This window comes from Ornithinibacter sp. (genome assembly GCF_035443565.1).
Lineage (GTDB): Bacteria > Actinomycetota > Actinomycetes > Actinomycetales > Dermatophilaceae > Fodinibacter.
In genome coordinates this window covers 39,651-56,116 of record NZ_DAORSO010000003.1, presented here as the reverse complement: position 1 = coordinate 56,116, position 16,466 = coordinate 39,651, and the positions used below count along the sequence as shown (strand labels likewise).

At 72.0% G+C, this 16,466-nt stretch carries 16 protein-coding genes; 13 read left to right on the top strand and 3 right to left on the bottom strand.

The annotated features are described in order from the left end of the window. Positions 1–13: 13 nt before the first annotated feature. The 3 genes from PLL68_RS01015 to pth all read left to right on the top strand — a co-directional run bounded on the left by PLL68_RS01015 (position 14) and on the right by pth (position 2,584). A complete protein-coding gene (locus tag PLL68_RS01015; RefSeq protein ID WP_324530801.1) occupies positions 14–1,015 on the top strand; it encodes an EamA family transporter in 1,002 nt (333 codons plus the stop codon). A gap of 209 nt (positions 1,016–1,224) precedes the next feature. Continuing rightward, positions 1,225–1,860 carry a 50S ribosomal protein L25/general stress protein Ctc gene (locus tag PLL68_RS01010; protein WP_324530799.1) on the top strand — a complete coding sequence of 212 codons (636 nt, stop codon included), beginning with the start codon at positions 1,225–1,227 and terminating at the stop codon, positions 1,858–1,860. Positions 1,861–1,981: 121 nt separating this feature from the next. After that, on the top strand, positions 1,982–2,584 hold the full coding sequence (pth, locus tag PLL68_RS01005; RefSeq protein WP_324530797.1) for an aminoacyl-tRNA hydrolase: 603 nt from the start codon (positions 1,982–1,984) through the stop codon (positions 2,582–2,584). Positions 2,585–2,605: 21 nt separating this feature from the next. Here pth and PLL68_RS01000 read toward each other — a convergent pair whose 3' ends face one another. Together PLL68_RS01000 and PLL68_RS00995 are read right to left on the bottom strand one after the other, a co-directional pair. After that, positions 2,606–2,983 (bottom strand): GntR family transcriptional regulator, encoded by a 378-nt coding sequence (locus PLL68_RS01000; protein WP_324530795.1) that lies wholly within the window; start codon positions 2,981–2,983, stop codon positions 2,606–2,608. Beyond that, positions 2,980–3,900: a hypothetical protein gene (locus PLL68_RS00995; protein WP_324530793.1), complete on the bottom strand. Its 921-nt coding sequence runs from the start codon at positions 3,898–3,900 to the stop codon at positions 2,980–2,982. The genes PLL68_RS01000 and PLL68_RS00995 overlap by 4 nt, the downstream gene beginning before the upstream one ends. A gap of 64 nt (positions 3,901–3,964) precedes the next feature. Between PLL68_RS00995 and PLL68_RS00990 the strand changes: the two genes are divergently transcribed. From PLL68_RS00990 to PLL68_RS00975, 4 genes are read left to right on the top strand one after another with little or no spacing between them, the layout of a single operon-like run. Continuing rightward, on the top strand, positions 3,965–4,513 hold the full coding sequence (locus PLL68_RS00990; protein ID WP_324530791.1) for a hypothetical protein: 549 nt from the start codon (positions 3,965–3,967) through the stop codon (positions 4,511–4,513). 33 nt (positions 4,514–4,546) lie between these two features. Continuing rightward, the gene (gene mfd, locus PLL68_RS00985) at positions 4,547–8,155 is read left to right on the top strand and encodes a transcription-repair coupling factor (RefSeq protein WP_324530789.1); all 3,609 of its coding nucleotides are present in this window, start codon (positions 4,547–4,549) and stop codon (positions 8,153–8,155) included. A 27-nt stretch (positions 8,156–8,182) separates the two neighbouring features. Further along, entirely contained in the window at positions 8,183–8,719 is a 537-nt protein-coding gene (locus PLL68_RS00980) for a hypothetical protein (RefSeq protein WP_324530787.1), read from the top strand. Further along, a complete protein-coding gene (locus PLL68_RS00975) occupies positions 8,716–9,672 on the top strand; it encodes a MazG family protein (protein ID WP_324530786.1) in 957 nt (318 codons plus the stop codon). Before PLL68_RS00980 ends, PLL68_RS00975 begins: the two co-directional genes overlap by 4 nt. Positions 9,673–9,761: 89 nt before the next feature. On the opposite strand, the gene PLL68_RS00970 is transcribed toward PLL68_RS00975, so the two are convergent. Continuing rightward, positions 9,762–10,688 (bottom strand): hypothetical protein, encoded by a 927-nt coding sequence (locus PLL68_RS00970; protein ID WP_324530784.1) that lies wholly within the window; start codon positions 10,686–10,688, stop codon positions 9,762–9,764. A 203-nt stretch (positions 10,689–10,891) separates the two neighbouring features. Here PLL68_RS00970 and PLL68_RS00965 point away from each other — a divergent pair, with 203 nt between their 5' ends. The 6 genes from PLL68_RS00965 to PLL68_RS00940 all read left to right on the top strand — a co-directional run bounded on the left by PLL68_RS00965 (position 10,892) and on the right by PLL68_RS00940 (position 16,431). Continuing rightward, on the top strand, positions 10,892–12,040 hold the full coding sequence (locus PLL68_RS00965; RefSeq protein WP_324530782.1) for a PfkB family carbohydrate kinase: 1,149 nt from the start codon (positions 10,892–10,894) through the stop codon (positions 12,038–12,040). Continuing rightward, positions 12,037–12,972: a pseudouridine-5'-phosphate glycosidase gene (locus PLL68_RS00960; protein WP_324530780.1), complete on the top strand. Its 936-nt coding sequence runs from the start codon at positions 12,037–12,039 to the stop codon at positions 12,970–12,972. Before PLL68_RS00965 ends, PLL68_RS00960 begins: the two co-directional genes overlap by 4 nt. Positions 12,973–13,086: 114 nt before the next feature. Next, positions 13,087–14,379, top strand: coding sequence for a phosphopyruvate hydratase (gene eno / locus PLL68_RS00955; RefSeq protein ID WP_324530778.1), 1,293 nt, complete (start codon positions 13,087–13,089; stop codon positions 14,377–14,379). 119 nt (positions 14,380–14,498) lie between these two features. After that, entirely contained in the window at positions 14,499–14,930 is a 432-nt protein-coding gene (locus PLL68_RS00950) for an FtsB family cell division protein (RefSeq protein WP_324530776.1), read from the top strand. Beyond that, a complete protein-coding gene (locus PLL68_RS00945; RefSeq protein ID WP_324530775.1) occupies positions 14,927–15,475 on the top strand; it encodes a DUF501 domain-containing protein in 549 nt (182 codons plus the stop codon). The genes PLL68_RS00950 and PLL68_RS00945 overlap by 4 nt, the downstream gene beginning before the upstream one ends. After that, complete coding sequence (locus tag PLL68_RS00940; RefSeq protein WP_324530774.1) at positions 15,472–16,431, top strand: Ppx/GppA phosphatase family protein; 960 nt, start codon at positions 15,472–15,474, stop codon at positions 16,429–16,431. Before PLL68_RS00945 ends, PLL68_RS00940 begins: the two co-directional genes overlap by 4 nt. Positions 16,432–16,466 lie beyond the last annotated feature (35 nt).

Sequence of the window (16,466 nt, the reverse complement as noted above, 5' to 3'; positions counted from 1 at the left end):
CATGGTCGAGGCGATGCGGCGGCACGTCGGTCTGGGTCTGATCGCGATGCTCGCGTCCTGCGCGGCGTTCGGCACGTCCGGGCCCTTCGCCAAGTCCCTGATGACCGCTGGCTGGAGCCCCGGCGCGGTGGTGCTCATCCGCATCGCCGGCGCGGCTCTCGTCCTGGCGCCCTTCGGGCTGTGGAGCATGCGCGGGCGATGGGGAACCCTGCGCAGCGAGCTGCCGCTCGCGGCGTTCTACGGCACCCTGGCCGTCGCCGCCGCCCAGCTCGGGTACTTCCAGGCGGTCTCCCGGATGCCGGTCGGCGTGGCCTTGCTCATCGAGTACCTCGGCATCATCATCGTCGTCCTCTGGGTCTGGGCCCTGACGCGGCGTGCGCCCCACCGGCTGACCGGGGTCGGCATCGTGCTGGCGCTCGCCGGGCTCGCGCTCGTGCTCGACGTCACCGGGCAGAGCACGCCCAGCCTCGTCGGTGTGCTGTGGGGCCTGCTCGCCGCCGTCGGGCTGGCCGGCCACTACGTCCTCGCGGGTCGGCCGACGGCGCTGCCGGCCGTCGCCTTCGCCGGCGTCGGCCTCACCTCCGGTGCCGTCGTCCTCGCTCTCGCAGGCCTGATCGGGGTGCTGCCCATGGAGGCGGGTGCCTCGACCGTCGTCATCGCCGGGGCCAGCGCACCGGCCTGGGTGGCGTTCGCCGAGCTCGTGCTCATCGCGGCGGCGCTCGCGTACGTCCTCGGCATCCTCGGGGCCCGCCACCTGGGCTCGACGCTCGCCTCGTTCGTCGGCCTCACCGAGGTGATCTTCGCCGTGGCCTTCGCCTGGGTCCTGCTCGGTGAGCTGCCCGGCCTGATCCAGCTCGTGGGCGGCCTGGTCCTGCTCTCCGGTGTGGTCGCGGTTCGGCTCGGCGAGCGCGACGAGGCGCGGGCGGCATCCCACACCACGACGCACGACGGCACGCCGGGCGGGCGCGACGAGCCCGCCCGACCCGATTTCGAGGTTCACTCGCCCGTCGCCTAGACTCGCGGGGTTGCCTCGGCGAGGGACGTCGTACCGGCCACTGGTGTCCGGCAGGCCGCGAGAGCGGTCGACGAATCCGTGATCGACGCTGGCGGACGCAGATCCCGTTCGGATCCGCGGACGAACGCGCGCTCATCACAGATCGGTGCCACGTCCCGCGTCGAGGACCACTCGCCCGCCGTCCTCCCCACAGCTCAAGGAGCGCCACCATGTCCGACCTCACCCTGAACGCCGAGACCCGCACCCAGTTCGGCAAGGGCGCGGCTCGCAAGATCCGCCGCGACCACAAGATCCCCGCCGTCATGTACGGCCACGGTGCCGACCCGGTGCACATCACCCTCGCTGCCCACGAGACGATGAAGGCGCTCAAGACGAGCAACGCCCTGCTCACCATCGTCCTCGACGGCAAGGAGCAGCTCGCCCTGGCCAAGGACGTGCAGCGCGACCCGATCAAGCCGGTCATCGAGCACATCGACCTGGTCGTCGTGCGCAAGGGCGAGAAGGTCACCGTCGACATCCCGGTCCACATCGAGGGTGACGCTGCTCCCGACACCATGGTCACCACCGACAGCACGAGCCTCGAGCTCGAGGTCGAGGCCACCCACATCCCCGAGGGCATCACCATCTCGGTCGAGGGCCTCGAGGCCGGCACGCAGATCCTCGCGGGCCAGGTCGAGCTGCCCAAGGGCGCCACGCTCATCACCGACGCCGAGACCCTCGTCGTCAACGTCACCGCGCAGGTCTCCGAGGAGGCCCTCGAGGCCGAGCTCGCCGACGCCGAGGCCGAGGCCGGCATCGAGCGCGAGGAGTCCGACGAGGCTGCTGCCTCCGACAGCGACGCCTGAGCCTGGCTCACTCTGACTTGACTGACGTCGGGGCCCGGTCCGCACGGACCGGGCCCCGACGTCGTCCGCACCGGACGGCATCCCGACCGGGCGGCATCCCACCGAAAGGCATACTGGCGCGATGAGCGACAGCGGACCCTGGCTCGTCGTCGGGCTCGGCAACCCCGGCCCCACGTACGCCGGCAACCGGCACAACGTCGGTGCCATGGTGATCGACGAACTGGCCCGGCGCACCAGCAGCAGCCTGCGCACCCACAAGGCCCGCGCCGTCGCCGCGCAGGTGCGCCTGGGCACCGGCCCCGGGGGAGTGCCCGGCCCGTCGGCCGTGATCGCCGTGCCGAACTGCTACATGAACGAGTCCGGTGGGCCGGTCTCGGCGCTGGTGCGCTTCTTCTCCGTCACGCCCGAGCGGGTCGTCGTCGTGCACGACGAGCTCGACCTCGACGAGGGCACGATCCGCCTCAAGCGCGGTGGCGGTGAAGGTGGCCACAACGGGCTGCGCTCGATCAGCAACTCGCTCGGTACCAAGGACTACCACCGGGTGCGGGTCGGCATCGGCCGCCCGCCGGGGCGCATGGATGCCGCCGACTACGTCCTGCGTGACTTCTCGCCGACCCAGCGCAAGCAGCTGCCCTTCCTCCTCGACGACGCCGCGGATGCCGTGGAGTCCCTCGTCACGCTCGGCCTGCTCGACGCGCAGCAGAAGGTCCACGCACCGCGCTGACCGGCTGCGTGACGGCGGGGGTCAGCCGCTGAGCTGGGCCCACTGCTCCCTCAGGGCCGCGACGGCGTCGTCGAGGCTGAGGTTGAGCCGCCGACTGGCACCGGCATAGGTGCGTGCGGCGGCGGCGACGGCCGTGGTGGGATCGGAGAGGTGGCGTTCCGGCACGGCCGCGACCACGGTGCCGTGCCGCACCCGTGACACGACGAGCCCTTCCGCCTCGAGCTCGCGGTAGACGCGGGCGATGGTTCCCGGTGCCAGGGCGAGGTCGGCAGCGAGCTGGCGGATGGTCGGCAGGCGAAAGCCCTGCGGCAGGGCGCCCGTGACGATCATCTCGGCGAGCTGGGTGCGCACCTGTTCGTAGACGGGCACCGCTCCCGACGGGTCGACGTCGATGATCATGACGGTGGTGGCTCCGAAGGGCCGGAGGGGGCGGAGTGGTCGAAATGGGCGGCAGGGACGGCGTGGACGGGCTGCGTGGCCTCGACCGTGCCCGTCGAGAGCCGCCGGCCGCGGGCGGAGGGCGCCCACACGGCGACCCACGCACCGCTGAGCAGGGCCGCGACCATGATCAGGAGCGTCCAGGGCGCGGTCGTCGAGGGAGGGGCGCCGTCGGGGTGGGCTGCGAGCAGGGCGAATCCCGTCAGCGCGGGGTAGGACGCGGCGATGGCCGAGCCGACGAGCACCCCCAGCGCGTGCGTGCGCAGCGCGTCGTCGGCATCGCGCACGTCGGCGTCGACGAAGCCGCTCGGACGCCGCATCACGGCCCCCGCGGTGAGTGCACAGATGACGACCAGGGCTCCCGTGTAGGCCACCCACCCCCACCAGGTGCCGCTGGTCCCGGTGCGAGCGCCGGAGGCGAGCAGCAGGGCCACCAGCGCGGCCGTGGTGATGCCCGCCAGGGCGAGGGCCTCGACGGTGAGGTAGCGGGTCACGGTGCGCCGCTCCAGGGTTGCGGCCCGCCGTGCTCCCGGTGTGTCCAGTCGCCCGATGCGCCACTCGGCGATCACCGCACCGGCGAACCAGCCGAGCAGTCCGGCGATGAGGTGCAGGGTCAGGGCGGACGATCGCAGGGACCACAGCACCCCCATCGCCAGCCCCCACACGAGCCCGGCTCGCCGCCAGCGGTGGGTCACCAGCAGGGCAGCGACCACGTGGGTCGCGTTGGCGTCGGTGATCGTCAGCCGTTGCCTGCGCGCGAACCGGTCGACCGTGCCGGGCTTCAGCGGGCTCCTCGACACGTGCGTTGCCACCACGACGGCGACGACGCCGACCAGCACGACGAAGGCGGCGAGGACGAGGGCTCCCGGTCCGAACATGGGGACAGCATGGCTGGCTCCAACCCCTTGTGTCAATGTGTCGAAGTATTGATACATTGATCGCATGGACACCAACGTGTGGAACCGCTCGATGGCGGCGGTCGGGGACGTCGATCGGCGGGAACAGCACCTCATTCGCCGGGTCGGCGTGGGTCTTGTGGCCGGGGCCACCCTGCTCGCCCTGGCCTTCGCGCTCGGCGTCGCCCGGCCGGGTCTGTCTCTCGCAGGGAGCAGTGGGGGCAGTGCCAACCGCAACACGGCACTGGCCGAGGTCAGCGTCGAGGTGGACAACTGGGGGGTCTGGCCCGAGCAGGTGGTCTCGGTCGACACGCACGAGCGCGGCCTGACGGTCACCGATGCGGTGCTCGTTCCTGACCGCCTCGGCCCCGGGGGGCACGGCACCCTGAACGTGTCGCTCACCGTCGACTGCTCTGTCCGGACCGACGAGGAGTGGCAGGAGGTGTTCGACACCGGGTCGGTCGCCGGCGATGGTCAGCAACCACGCCTCACGGTCCGCACCCAGCGTCCGTGGGGGTCCGTCGCGCGCACGTGGGACACCGATGCGGTCGGTGTGGTCGCCTTCAACGTCTGCCTTCCCGGCTCGCTGGACTGAGGCTGTCGGTAGGCGCGACTACAGTGTGCGGCGATGTCCTCGCTGTCCGCCCTGCGCTCCCATGTCGCTGCACTGCCCGGTACCCAACGGCTGCAGGAGGCCCTGAGCGTCCCCGGCGCCGAGGTCACCGCCACCGCTCCGCCCGGCGCCCGATCGGCGCTCATCGCTGCGCTCGCGGCCGCCGCGTCAGACCGAGCCACCACCACCCCGGTGCTCGCGGTCACCGCGACCGGCCGCGAGGCCGAAGACCTCCAGGCCGCGCTCGAGGCCAGCCTGGGCTCGGGTCGTGTCGGCCTCTTCCCCAGCTGGGAGACCCTGCCGCACGAGCGGCTCAGCCCGCGCAGTGACACCGTCGGCCAGCGCCTGTCCGTGCTGCGTCGCCTGGCCCACCCGGATGCCGGGGACGCCTCCCACGGCCACCTCGCCGTCGTCGTCGCCCCCGTCCGGGCGGTCCTGCAGCCGATCGCCAAGGGTCTGGGTGACCTGCGCCCCGTCGCGCTCCAGGCCGGTGACGAGCGCCCCCTCGAGCAGGTCGTCGAGGACCTCGCGGCAGCCGCCTACGCCCGCACCGACCTCGTGGAGCGGCGCGGTGAGTTCGCGGTGCGCGGTGGCATCCTCGACGTCTTCCCGCCGACCGAGGAGCACCCGCTGCGCCTGGAGTTCTGGGGCGACACGGTCGAGGAGATCCGCTGGTTCAAGGTCGCCGACCAGCGCTCGCTCGAGGTGGCCGAGCACGGGTTGTGGGCACCGCCGTGCCGCGAGCTGCTTCTCACCGACACCGTGCGCGAGCGGGCGGCCGCGCTGGCAGACCGGCTGCCCGGCGCCGTCGACCTGCTCGAGAAGCTCGCCCACGGCATCGCCGTCGAGGGCATGGAGTCGCTGTCCCCGGCCCTCGTCGACGGCATGGAGACGCTGCTCGACGTGCTGCCCCAGGGGTCGCTGCTCGTCACCTGTGACCCCGAGCGGGTCCGCACCCGCGCCCACGACCTCACCTCGACCAGCCAGGAGTTCCTCGAGGCCGGCTGGGCCAACGCCGCGAGCGGCAACGTCGTGCCGATCGACCTGCAGTCCGTGCTCGGCACGGCGTCGTTCCGGACCCTGGCCGAACTGCGAGCCCAGGCCCGCGACCTCGGGGTGCGCTGGCTCGACCTCACCCCGTTCGCCGGCGACGAGGACGGCGACGTGCTCGACCTCGGCCTCGAGGTCTCGCCCACCTTCCGCGGTGACACCGACGCTGCCGTGACCCACCTGCGCGCCCTGGTGGCCGACAACTGGTCGGTCCTCGTCGCCACCGAGGGGCCGGGCCTGGCCAAGCGGGTCGCCGAGGTGTTCGCCGAGCACGACGTGCCCAGCCGCCTGGTCAGTGCGGGCGGTGACGCCGGCAGCGGTGGCGCCCAGCCGGCATCCGGCGTCGTGACGGTGACCACGGGGGCCGCGGGCCCGGGGTTCCTCGTGCCGGCGGAGCGCCTCGCCGTCATCACCGAGTCCGACCTCACCGGGTCGGCGGGTGGCTCGGGAACCTCCACCAAGGACATGCGGCGGATGCCGTCGCGTCGCCGCAACCAGGTCGACCCCCTCGCGCTCCAGCCGGGCGACTTCGTCGTCCACGAGCAGCACGGTGTCGGCAAGTTCGTCGAGATGGTCCAACGCACCGTGGCGACCGCGACCCGCGAGTACCTCGTCCTCGAGTACGCACCCTCGAAGCGGGGGCAGCCCGGGGATCGGCTCTACGTGCCGACCGACCAGCTCGACCAGGTCACCCGGTACGTCGGCGGTGAGCAGCCGACCCTGAGCAAGATGGGTGGCTCGGACTGGCAGCAGACCAAGAGCCGCGCCAAGCGCTACGTCAAGCAGATCGCGGCCGAGCTCATCCGGCTGTACTCCGCGCGGATGGCGACGACCGGGCACGCGTTCTCGCCCGACACCCCGTGGCAGCGCGAGCTCGAGGACGCCTTCGCCCACATCGAGACGCCCGACCAGCTGAGCACCATCGACGAGGTCAAGGCCGACATGGAGCGCTCGGTGCCGATGGACCGGCTCGTGTGCGGCGACGTCGGCTACGGCAAGACCGAGATCGCCGTGCGGGCCGCGTTCAAGGCCGTGCAGGACGGCAAGCAGGTCGCCATCCTGTGCCCGACGACCCTGCTCGTGCAGCAGCACGCCAACACCTTCGCCGAGCGGTATGCCGGGTTCCCGGTCGTCGTGAAGGCGCTGTCGCGCTTCCAGACCGACAAGGAGGCCAAGGCGGTGCTCGCCGGGCTGGCCGACGGCTCGGTCGACCTCGTCATCGGCACCCACCGGCTGCTGTCGAAGGAGGTGCAGTTCAAGGACCTCGGCCTCGTCGTCATCGACGAGGAGCAGCGCTTCGGTGTCGAGCACAAGGAACAGCTCAAGGCGCTGCGCACCTCGGTCGACGTGCTCGCGATGTCCGCGACACCGATCCCGCGCACGCTGGAGATGGCCGTGACCGGCATCCGGGAGATGTCGACGCTCGCGACGCCGCCCGAGGAACGCCACCCCGTCCTCACCTACGTCGGGGCGTACGACGAGAAGACCGTGACCGCCGCGATCCGTCGCGAGCTGATGCGCGAGGGGCAGGTCTTCCTCGTGCACAACAAGGTGTCGACGATCGACAAGGCCGCCGCACGGCTGCGCGAGCTGGTGCCCGAGGCTCGGGTCGCCGTCGCCCACGGGAAGATGGGCGAGCACCAGCTCGAGCAGGTCGTCGTCGACTTCTGGGAGAAGCGCTTCGACGTCCTCGTCTGCACGACGATCGTCGAGACCGGGCTGGACATCTCCAACGCGAACACCCTCATCGTCGAGCGCGCCGACCGCCTCGGCCTCTCGCAGCTGCACCAGCTGCGCGGCCGCGTCGGGCGTGGGCGCGAGCGCGCCTACTCGTACTTCCTCTACCCGCCGGAGGTGCCGCTCAGCGAGACCGCGCTCGACCGGCTCCAGACGATCGCGAGCAACACCGACCTCGGCTCGGGCATGCGGGTGGCGATGAAGGACCTCGAGATCCGCGGCGCCGGCAACCTGCTCGGCGGCGAGCAGTCGGGGCACATCGCCGGAGTGGGCTTCGACCTGTACGTCCGGCTCGTCGGTGAGGCCGTCGCCAGCTTCCGCGGTGAGAGCGACGAGACCCCGACCGAGATCAAGATCGAGCTGCCCGTCGACGCGCACCTGCCGCACGACTACGTGCCGCACGAGCGGTTGCGCCTGGAGATGTACAAGAAGCTCGCCGCCGTCGTCGATGCGGCCGAGCTCGCCGAGATCGAGGCCGAGCTCGTCGACCGCTACGGCACGCCGCCCCAGGCCGTGGTCAACCTGCTCGAGGTGGCCCGGCTGCGCACCGTGGCCCGGGCCGCGGGCATCGCCGACATCAGCGTGCAGGGCAACCACGTGCGCTTCGGCCCGGTCGAGCTCCGCGAGAGCCAGGAACTGCGCCTCATGCGCCTGCACCCCGGGTCGATCATCAAGCCCGCGCTCGGCACCATCCTCGTCCCGAAGCCGATGACGGCCCGCGTCGGCGGGCGTCCGGTGCGTGATCGCGAGGTGTTGTCGTGGGCTGGTGAGGTCATCTCGTCGGTCGTCATGGACAATGTGGCTCAGGCCGCCGCGGTGGCCGCCTCCCGTGTGTAGCGGGGCCCGCTCTCGAAAGGACAGCTCGTGACTCTCTCCGTTCGCCGCTCCCTCGCGGTGCTCGCGCTCGGCGCCGCGCTCATGAGCGCCGGCTGCTCGGTCAACCGGGCCGAGACCGCGGCCGTCGTCGACGGGAACGTCATCACCGAGGGCCAGCTCCAGGTCGCCATGGCCCAGATCAACTCCATGGAGCCGGCGCTGCTCCAGGAGCCCCTCACGCCGAGCGGTGCACTGACCGCGCTCGTGCAGGCGCCGGTGGTTCTGGACGTCCTCCGGGACAAGGGCATCGTCGTCTCCGACACCCTCGCGACCCGTGAGGCGCAGGGCCGTGGGGTGGCCAACCCGAGTGGCGAGACGCTTCAGGTGATCCGCTTGGCCTCCGCCATCACCGCCGCCCAGCAGTCCGGTCAGATCACCGAGGCCGACGGCGCGGCGATCACCGAGGCGATGGGGGCCCTCGACGTCGAGGTCAACCCGCGGTACGGGACCTTCGCGCCGGAGACCGCGTCCATCCAGCTGACGGCCCCGGAGTGGATCAAGGCCGAGGAAATCCCCGCGCCGTGAGCGCTGTGCCCGGCGCGCCCAGCGGGCGCCTCGGGATGCTCGTCACCTCTCCCCGGGTGGCTCCGGGCCTGCTCTCGCACGGTGCCTGGCAGGTCGTCCAGGGCTATGCGGTTCGGCTGGCCCGCTCGTTCGACGAGCCGGTGGCCCAGGCCGTCGAGGAGGCAGGGTTCACCGTCGAGCAGGTCGGTGACGCGTCGCCGCCCGAGCTGGCGCGGCGTCTGGTCGACCTCGCCGGTGCCGTGTCGGTCGTGTGGCTCGGGAGTGCTGACGGTGACCCGGGTCTGGCGGATGCCGTGGCGGCCGAGGTCTCACGGCTCGCGACCCCGCCCGAGGTCGAACTCGTCGTCGGGTCGTGGGACGTCCAGGGCGGGCGCCTGCTCGACGTCGTCGCCACCATGGACCGGTTGCGCTCACCCGGCGGCTGCCCCTGGGACGCCGAGCAGACCCACGAGAGCCTGGCGCCCTACCTCGTGGAGGAGGCCCACGAGGTGCTCGACGCCATCGCTGGCGGCGACCGCGGTCACCTCGCGGAGGAGCTCGGCGACATCCTCCTCCAGGTGGTCTTCCACGCCCGGGTCGCCGAGGAGGCGGCGGAGAGCGCGTTCGACATCGACACCGTGGCCGGGCTTCTCGTCGACAAGCTCGTCCGCCGGCATCCCCACGTCTTCGCGGATGGGGATGCGTCCACCCCGGCCGAGGTCGAGGCCGCCTGGGAGAGCATCAAGGCCGTCGAGAAGGCGGGGGCTGGGGGAGATGACTACCGCGCCGACCTGCTGCACGGCATCCCGACGTCGTTGCCCGGGGGGCTCGCGGCGGACAAGGTGCTCGCCCGGGTCCGCCGCCGCGGATTGACCCCCGACCCGGATGCCGTGGCGCGCGTCGAGCGTGCCCGCGCGGCTCTCGCCGCGGCTGAGTCCGAGGTGCGGGCTGCCCTGGAGGGGCTGCAGCGCTGAGGCTGCCGCCGGCCCGCGCGAGGTCCCGGCTGTGCTGATCGAGTGAGCGCGACACGCCGTCGGCGTTCACCGAACACGGCATGTCGCGCTCACTCGATGGTCAGCGTTGCGGGGTCGATGTCCATTGCCCGGGCGAAACGACGCAGCAACGTGCAGCGCCGGGCTCGTCCGTAGACGTCCTCGGCGTTGATCTCGATCACCTGGTAGTCCTCGTCCGTGGCAAGGCCCGAGCGCATGCTGTCCGCGCTGCGGCGCTTGCGCGATGCGTGATCAGCACCCTGGTACTCACCGATGACTCGCTGACGACGCCAGACGAAGTCCCCGTCGAGCAGCCACCCGCCGTGGCAGTCGAGGACCTCGGCGTTGAGCTCGGGTTCGGGGAATCCCGCCCGATGGAACATCAGCCGGGTCCGGGACTCCATCGGCGACCGCGAGCCCACCCTGATCAGGCCCCCCGCTGCCATGAGTCGCGCCCGACCTCGTGGGCGTGTCCTCGCGTCGAGCGCTGACCGGAGCGTGGCGATTCCCTCGGGCTCGAGTCGGTTGACCGCCGCGTCGCCCATGACCACGAGGTCATCGATCGCCAGCGCCGGTGAGGTCAGTTCGCCCATGTCGCACCAGGTGTCTGCGGGAGCGACCACGCGCAGGCCCTGCACGTCGATCACCTCGCGTCGTTCAAGCCCTCGATGGCCGCGGCATCCATCGCGACGAACTTGTGCCCGGGACGTGGGCCGCATGACGTCGAGCACCTCCTGGGCCTCCAGCGCCGTGGGTAGGGGCAGGCCCAGCAGCTGGGCGGCGCTGACGTGGGAGAAGGCGGCATCGTCCGGAAGGCCGAGCGCGAAGGCCGCTGCCCGTTCGTGCACCGTGGCCGGCGTCGAGATCATGCGCACGCCGTGTGTCGGGACGTGCAGCCGGGGCGAGCGCAGGGTGCGCAGCCGCAGTCCGGCCTCCCGCCCCTGGGCAACGGTGAAGGGGCGGGAGGTCAACTCCGACGGCAGCCCCAGACCCTCCATGGCCCCACCCTGCATGGTGCGCGTCGCCAGCCCGGGAACTTATCCACAGGGGCCCGTTCGGGCCCAGAAGATCCAAAGGCGAGTGAGCGCAGCATGCCGTCGGCGTTCACCGAACACGGCATGTCGCGCTCACTCGATGGCCGGCTACCTCGAGCAGGGCGCACCCCTTGCTTGGAGACCCAAGGTTCCTTTAGAGTTCCAACGTGAAACTGACTGTTCGCGAACACGAGATCGTCACCCTGCTGCGTGCCGACCCCATGCTCGACGCCGCAGCCCTGGCCGAGCGCATCGGCTCCACCCGGGCCGCGGTCTCGGTGCACCTGTCCAACCTCATGAAGAAGGGGGTCGTCCGCGGCCGCGGCTACCTGCTGCGCCCCGAGGCCGACACGGTGCTCGTCGTCGGCGGAGCCGTCCTCGACACCAAGGTGCGCACCGCCGGTGCCCCGGTCCTCGGCACGAGCAACCCGGGCACGTCGTCCTCGACGGTCGGCGGGGTGGGTCGCAACATCGCCGAGAACCTCGCCCGCCTCGGCCGTCCCACCGTGCTCGTCGCCCCCGTCGGCGACGACCCGGCCGGTGAGGCCGTCGCCGATCGCACCACCGCCGCCGGTGTCGACTGCGGCCACCTCGTGCGCTCCCCCCACCCCACCGGCACCTACGTCGCGGTGCTCGCCGACAGCGGGGACCTGCACATCGCGGTGGCCGACATGCGCGCCACCGACGAGCTCGCGGTTGCCGACCTCGCGTCCGTTCCGGGCCTGCTCACCGGTGCCGACGCACTCGTCGTCGACGCCAACCTGTCCGAGTCCGTGGTGCGGTGGCTGCTCAACGCGGCCGCCGAGGCGGGGGTGCTCAGCATCCTCGACCCGGTGAGCGTCGCCAAGGCCACGGCGGTCGCACCCGTGCTCGACGGCACGATCCCCGTGCACACCGTCACGCCCAACGTCGACGAGCTCTCCGCCCTCGTCGGTGCTCCCGTCGAGCCGGACGTGGATGCCGTGCGAGTGGCGGCAGCCCTCCTCCACGAGCGCGGGGTGAGCCACGTGTGGGTGCGCCGCGGAACCGCCGGCAGCCTGCTCTCGATCGCCACGGCATCCACCCCCCGCGTCGTCCTCGTCGATGCCCCGCCGACCGACGTCGCCGACGTCACCGGTGCGGGCGACTCGATGACCGCCGGCTTCGTCAACGCCCTGCTCGACGGCGCCGACGTCGTCGAGGCAGCCCGCCACGGCCAGGTGCTCGCCGCGCTCACCTGCGCCTCGCCCGACACCGTGCGCGACGACCTCACTCCCGCGCTCGTCGCGGCCCACCTGACCCCGTCCCAGCCGTCCACCAAGGAGCTCCACCGATGACCACCAGCACGTCGACCACCCCGCACCCCCTGCTCAAGCTCGACCCGGAGGTCGCGCAGGCGCTCGCCGACGGCACCCCCGTCGTCGCGCTGGAGTCGACGATCATCAGCCACGGGATGCCGTACCCGGCCAACGTCGCGATGGCGCGCGAGGTCGAGCAGATCGTTCGGGACGGTGGAGCCGTGCCCGCCACGATCGCCGTGCTGAACGGCACCCCGACCGTGGGCCTGTCCACCGACGAGCTCGAGATACTCGGCTCGCGCGACGACATCCGCAAGGTCAGCGTGCGCGACCTGCCCTACGTCGTGGCCACCGGAACCCACGGCGCGACCACGGTGGCGAGCACGATGCGGATCGCGGGGCTCGCCGGCATCCGGGTCTTCGTCACCGGTGGGCTCGGGGGTGTGCACCAGGGGGCCGAGAGCTCGATGGACGTGTCCGCCGACCTCACCGAGCTGTCACGCACCGAGGTCGCGGTGATCTCGGCCGGGGTCAAGTCGATCCTCGACATCGGCCGCACCCTCGAGGTGCTCGAGACCCTCGGCGTGCCCGTCGTCGGCTACGGCACGGACGACTTCCCCTCGTTCTTCTCCCGCACGAGCGGCCTGCGAACGCCCATGCGCCTGGACACCCCGCAGGAGATCGCCGCCCTCATGGAGGCCACCTGGGGCCTCGGCCTCGGCAGTGGCATCTCGATCGCCAACCCGGTGCCCGCCGAGAGCGAGATGGCGCACGAGGACATCGACTCCGTCATCGCCCGGGCCCTGGCCGACGCCGACGCGCTGGGCGTGACCGGCAAGGACATCACGCCCTACCTCCTGGGCCGGCTCGTCGAGCTGTCCGATGGTCGTTCCCTGGAGACCAACCTCGCCCTCGTGCGCAACAACGCCGTGGTCGGCACCGCCATCGCCGTGGCCTACGCGGCACGCTGACCGCCCGGGCCCGGGGACGGGTCTGCCCACGAAGCGGGTCGCGCCCAGCGCAGGTCGGTGACGAGGACTAGGCTCGGACCCGATCCCATCCAGAACAACTTTCAGGAGTCCGGCGTGGCCAGCATCGAGGCAGTAGGCGCCCGCGAGATCCTCGACTCGCGCGGCAACCCCACGGTTGAGGTCGAGGTTGCCCTCGACGACGGCACCCTCGCGAGGGCGGCTGTTCCCAGCGGCGCATCGACGGGGGCCTTCGAGGCCTCCGAGCGCCGTGACGGGGACAAGGACCGCTACCTCGGCAAGGGTGTGCTCAAGGCCGTCGACGCCGTCATCGACGACCTCGGCCCCAAGCTGCTCGGCTTCGAGGCCAGCGAGCAGCGCCTCATCGACGCCGAGATGCTCGCCGCCGACGGCAGCGCCAACAAGGAGAAGCTCGGCGCCAACGCCATCCTCGGTGTCTCGCTGGCCGTGGCCCGCGCGGCCGCCGACTCCGCCGACCTGCCGCTGTTCCGCTACGTCGGTGGGCCGAACGCCCACGTCCTGCCCGTGCCGATGATGAACATCCTCAACGGTGGCAGCCACGCCGACTCCAACGTCGACATCCAGGAGTTCATGATCGCGCCGATCGGCGCCGACAGCTTCCGTGAGGCGCTGCGCTGGGGGGCCGAGGTCTACCACGCGCTCAAGGGCGTGCTCAAGGAGCAGGGCCTGGCCACGGGCCTCGGCGACGAGGGTGGCTTCGCGCCCAACCTGCCGTCCAACCGGGCCGCGCTCGACCTCATCCTCGTCGCCATCGAGAAGGCCGGCTACACCCCGGGCGAGCAGATCGCCCTGGCGCTCGACGTCGCCGCCTCGGAGTTCCACGACGGTGGTGTCTACTCCTTCGAGGGCGGCTCGAAGACCTCGGCCGAGATGATCGACTACTACGCCGAGCTCGTGCGCGACTACCCGCTCGTGTCCATCGAGGACCCGCTGGACGAGTCCGACTGGGACGGCTGGAAGGCCATGACCGACCGCATGGGCAACGACGTCCAGCTCGTCGGCGACGACCTGTTCGTCACCAACCCCGAGCGCCTGGCCCGCGGCATCGAGACCGGCACCGCCAACGCCCTGCTCGTCAAGGTCAACCAGATCGGCTCGCTCACGGAGACGTTGGATGCCGTGTCGCTGGCCCAGCGCAACGGGTACCGCTGCATGATGAGCCACCGCTCCGGCGAGACCGAGGACACGACGATCGCCGACCTCGCCGTCGCCACCAACTGCGGCCAGATCAAGACCGGCGCGCCGGCCCGTTCCGAGCGCGTCGCCAAGTACAACCAGCTCCTGCGCATCGAGGAAGAGTTGGACGACGCCGCGGTCTACGCCGGCGCCGAGGCCTTCCCGCGCTTTGCCCGCCGCCAGCAGGGCTGAGTACTCGTATGGCCACCGGGCGCTCCCGCGGTCCGGCGTCGCGACCACCGCGACGTCCGGCCGGGGGGCGCCCGTCGGCGTCCACCCGTCCAGCGGGCTCGTCGGCGCCTCCCGCGGCGGTGCCCGTCACGGGGTGGCGTCGGCTGCTCGGCGGGGTCACGGGTGACCGCCGGGCCCGTCGTGCACTGGCCCTGACCGCCGTGCTGGGCCTGCTCGTCATCCTGCTCGGGTCGACGGTCACCGCCTACATCGGGCAGCGCGGCGACATCGCGGCGCTGCGCGACAAGGTTGCCGCCCAGGAGCAGGACGTCGCGGCGCTCCAGGCCGAGCGCGAGCGCTGGCGTGACCCCGCCTACGTCGAGCAGCAGGCCCGGCAACGGCTGAAGTTCGTCAAGCCCGGCGAGAAGTCGTACACGGTGCTCGACCCGGAGCCCGACGCCGGCAACCGTGACCCGTTGGCCGCCATTGCCTCGTCGGACGAGGAGCTGCCCTGGTACCAGGGTGTCTGGGAGTCCGCACGCACCGCGGACGCGCCGGGAGCCCGCCGATGAGCGCAGGCCACGACCTGCCGCCCGTCGATCCGGCCGACCTGGAAGCCGTGACCCGGCAGCTCGGGCGCGAGGTCCGCGGCGTCGCCGAGGTCGCTCACCGGTGCCCCTGTGGCGAGCCGGATGTCGTGCGCACCGAGCCGCGACTGCCCGACGGCACGCCGTTCCCCACGTCGTTCTACGCCACCTGCCCGAAGCTGACCGGTGCCCTGTCGACCCTGGAGAGCCAGGGGGTCATGCGCGAGATGTCGGAGCGGCTCGAGCACGACGAGGCCCTGCGCGCGGCGTATGCCGCGGCCCATGTCGACTACCTCGAGCGGCGGGCCCAGCTCGGTGACGTGCCTGAGGTCGCCGGCATCTCCGCCGGTGGGATGCCGACCCGGGTCAAGTGCCTGCACGTCCTGGTCGCCCACTCGCTCGGGGCGGGGCCGGGCGTCAACCCGCTGGGGGACGAAGCGCTGGCGATGCTCCCGCAGTGGTGGCAACGGCATCCGTGTTCGGCCGACGCACCCGGGTCTGCCGCGGCCCAGGGGGAGGCCTCGGCGTGAGCGGGGCCCCGACTCGGGTCGCGGGGATCGACTGCGGGACGAACTCGATCAGGTTGCTCATCGCCGACGTGGATGCCGGTGGGGCGCTCGTTGATCGGGTGCGCCGGATGGAGGTCGTGCGGCTCGGGCAGGGCATCGATCGCACGGGGGTGATCGCGCCCGACGCGATGGAGCGGACCTTGGCGATGACCCGCGAGTACGCCGCGTTGTGCCGTGAGCACGGGGTCACGGCGGTGCGCTTCGTCGCGACGTCGGCCTCGCGGGACGCGCGCAACGCAGGGGTGTTCGTCGAGGGGGTGCGGGCCGCGTTCGGTGATCTCGATGTCGTGCCGGAGGTGGTGGAGGGCATCGTGGAGGCCGAGTTGTCGTTCACCGGCGCGACCGGTGGCCTTCGGGCCGCTGCCGTGCCGGGGCCCTATGCGGTCGTCGACCTCGGGGGCGGCTCGACCGAGCTCGTGCGAGGGACGGCCCACGTCGAGGCGGCGTACTCGATGGACATCGGCAGCGTGCGGATGACCGAGCGTCACCTGCACGACGACCCGCCGACGGCTGATCAGGTGGCGGCCGCCCGGGCCGACGTGCGTGCCGCGCTCGACGTCGCTGAACGCGAGGTGCGCCTCGACGGGGTCGGGGCCGTCGTCGGGCTGGCCGGGAGCATCACGACGATCACCGCGCACGCGCTCGGTCTGACGAGGTACGACCCGGAGGCCTCCCACCTGGCTCGCATCCCGGCGGACGTGCACCGCGAGGCGTGCCGCTCGTTGCTCGCGATGAGCAGGGAGCAGCGGGCGGGGCTCGGCTTCATGCACCCTGGGCGGGTCGACGTCATCGGGGGAGGGGCCCTCGTGTGGCTCGAGGTGCTCGACCGGGTGCTGGCGCGCTCGCCCGAGGCGGTCGTCGTGACCTCGGAGCACGACATCCTCGACGGGGTCACCCTGTCGCTCGTCTCCTCCTGACGCGAACTCCCTGACGTCCGCCCCTGACGTCCAAC

What these genes read in the sequence shown, in the direction of transcription:
- PLL68_RS01000 (WP_324530795.1), bottom strand. Translation starts at nt 2,983, where the DNA reads ATGATCATCGACGTCGACCCGTCGGGAGCGGTGCCCGTCTACGAACAG.
- PLL68_RS01010 (WP_324530799.1), top strand. Translation starts at nt 1,225, where the DNA reads ATGTCCGACCTCACCCTGAACGCCGAGACCCGCACCCAGTTCGGCAAG.
- PLL68_RS01015 (WP_324530801.1), top strand. Translation starts at nt 14, where the DNA reads ATGCGGCGGCACGTCGGTCTGGGTCTGATCGCGATGCTCGCGTCCTGC.
- PLL68_RS00990 (WP_324530791.1), top strand. Translation starts at nt 3,965, where the DNA reads ATGGACACCAACGTGTGGAACCGCTCGATGGCGGCGGTCGGGGACGTC.
- pth (WP_324530797.1), top strand. Translation starts at nt 1,982, where the DNA reads ATGAGCGACAGCGGACCCTGGCTCGTCGTCGGGCTCGGCAACCCCGGC.
- PLL68_RS00960 (WP_324530780.1), top strand. Translation starts at nt 12,037, where the DNA reads ATGACCACCAGCACGTCGACCACCCCGCACCCCCTGCTCAAGCTCGAC.
- mfd (WP_324530789.1), top strand. Translation starts at nt 4,547, where the DNA reads ATGTCCTCGCTGTCCGCCCTGCGCTCCCATGTCGCTGCACTGCCCGGT.
- PLL68_RS00995 (WP_324530793.1), bottom strand. Translation starts at nt 3,900, where the DNA reads ATGTTCGGACCGGGAGCCCTCGTCCTCGCCGCCTTCGTCGTGCTGGTC.
- PLL68_RS00970 (WP_324530784.1), bottom strand. Translation starts at nt 10,688, where the DNA reads ATGGAGGGTCTGGGGCTGCCGTCGGAGTTGACCTCCCGCCCCTTCACC.
- PLL68_RS00945 (WP_324530775.1), top strand. Translation starts at nt 14,927, where the DNA reads ATGAGCGCAGGCCACGACCTGCCGCCCGTCGATCCGGCCGACCTGGAA.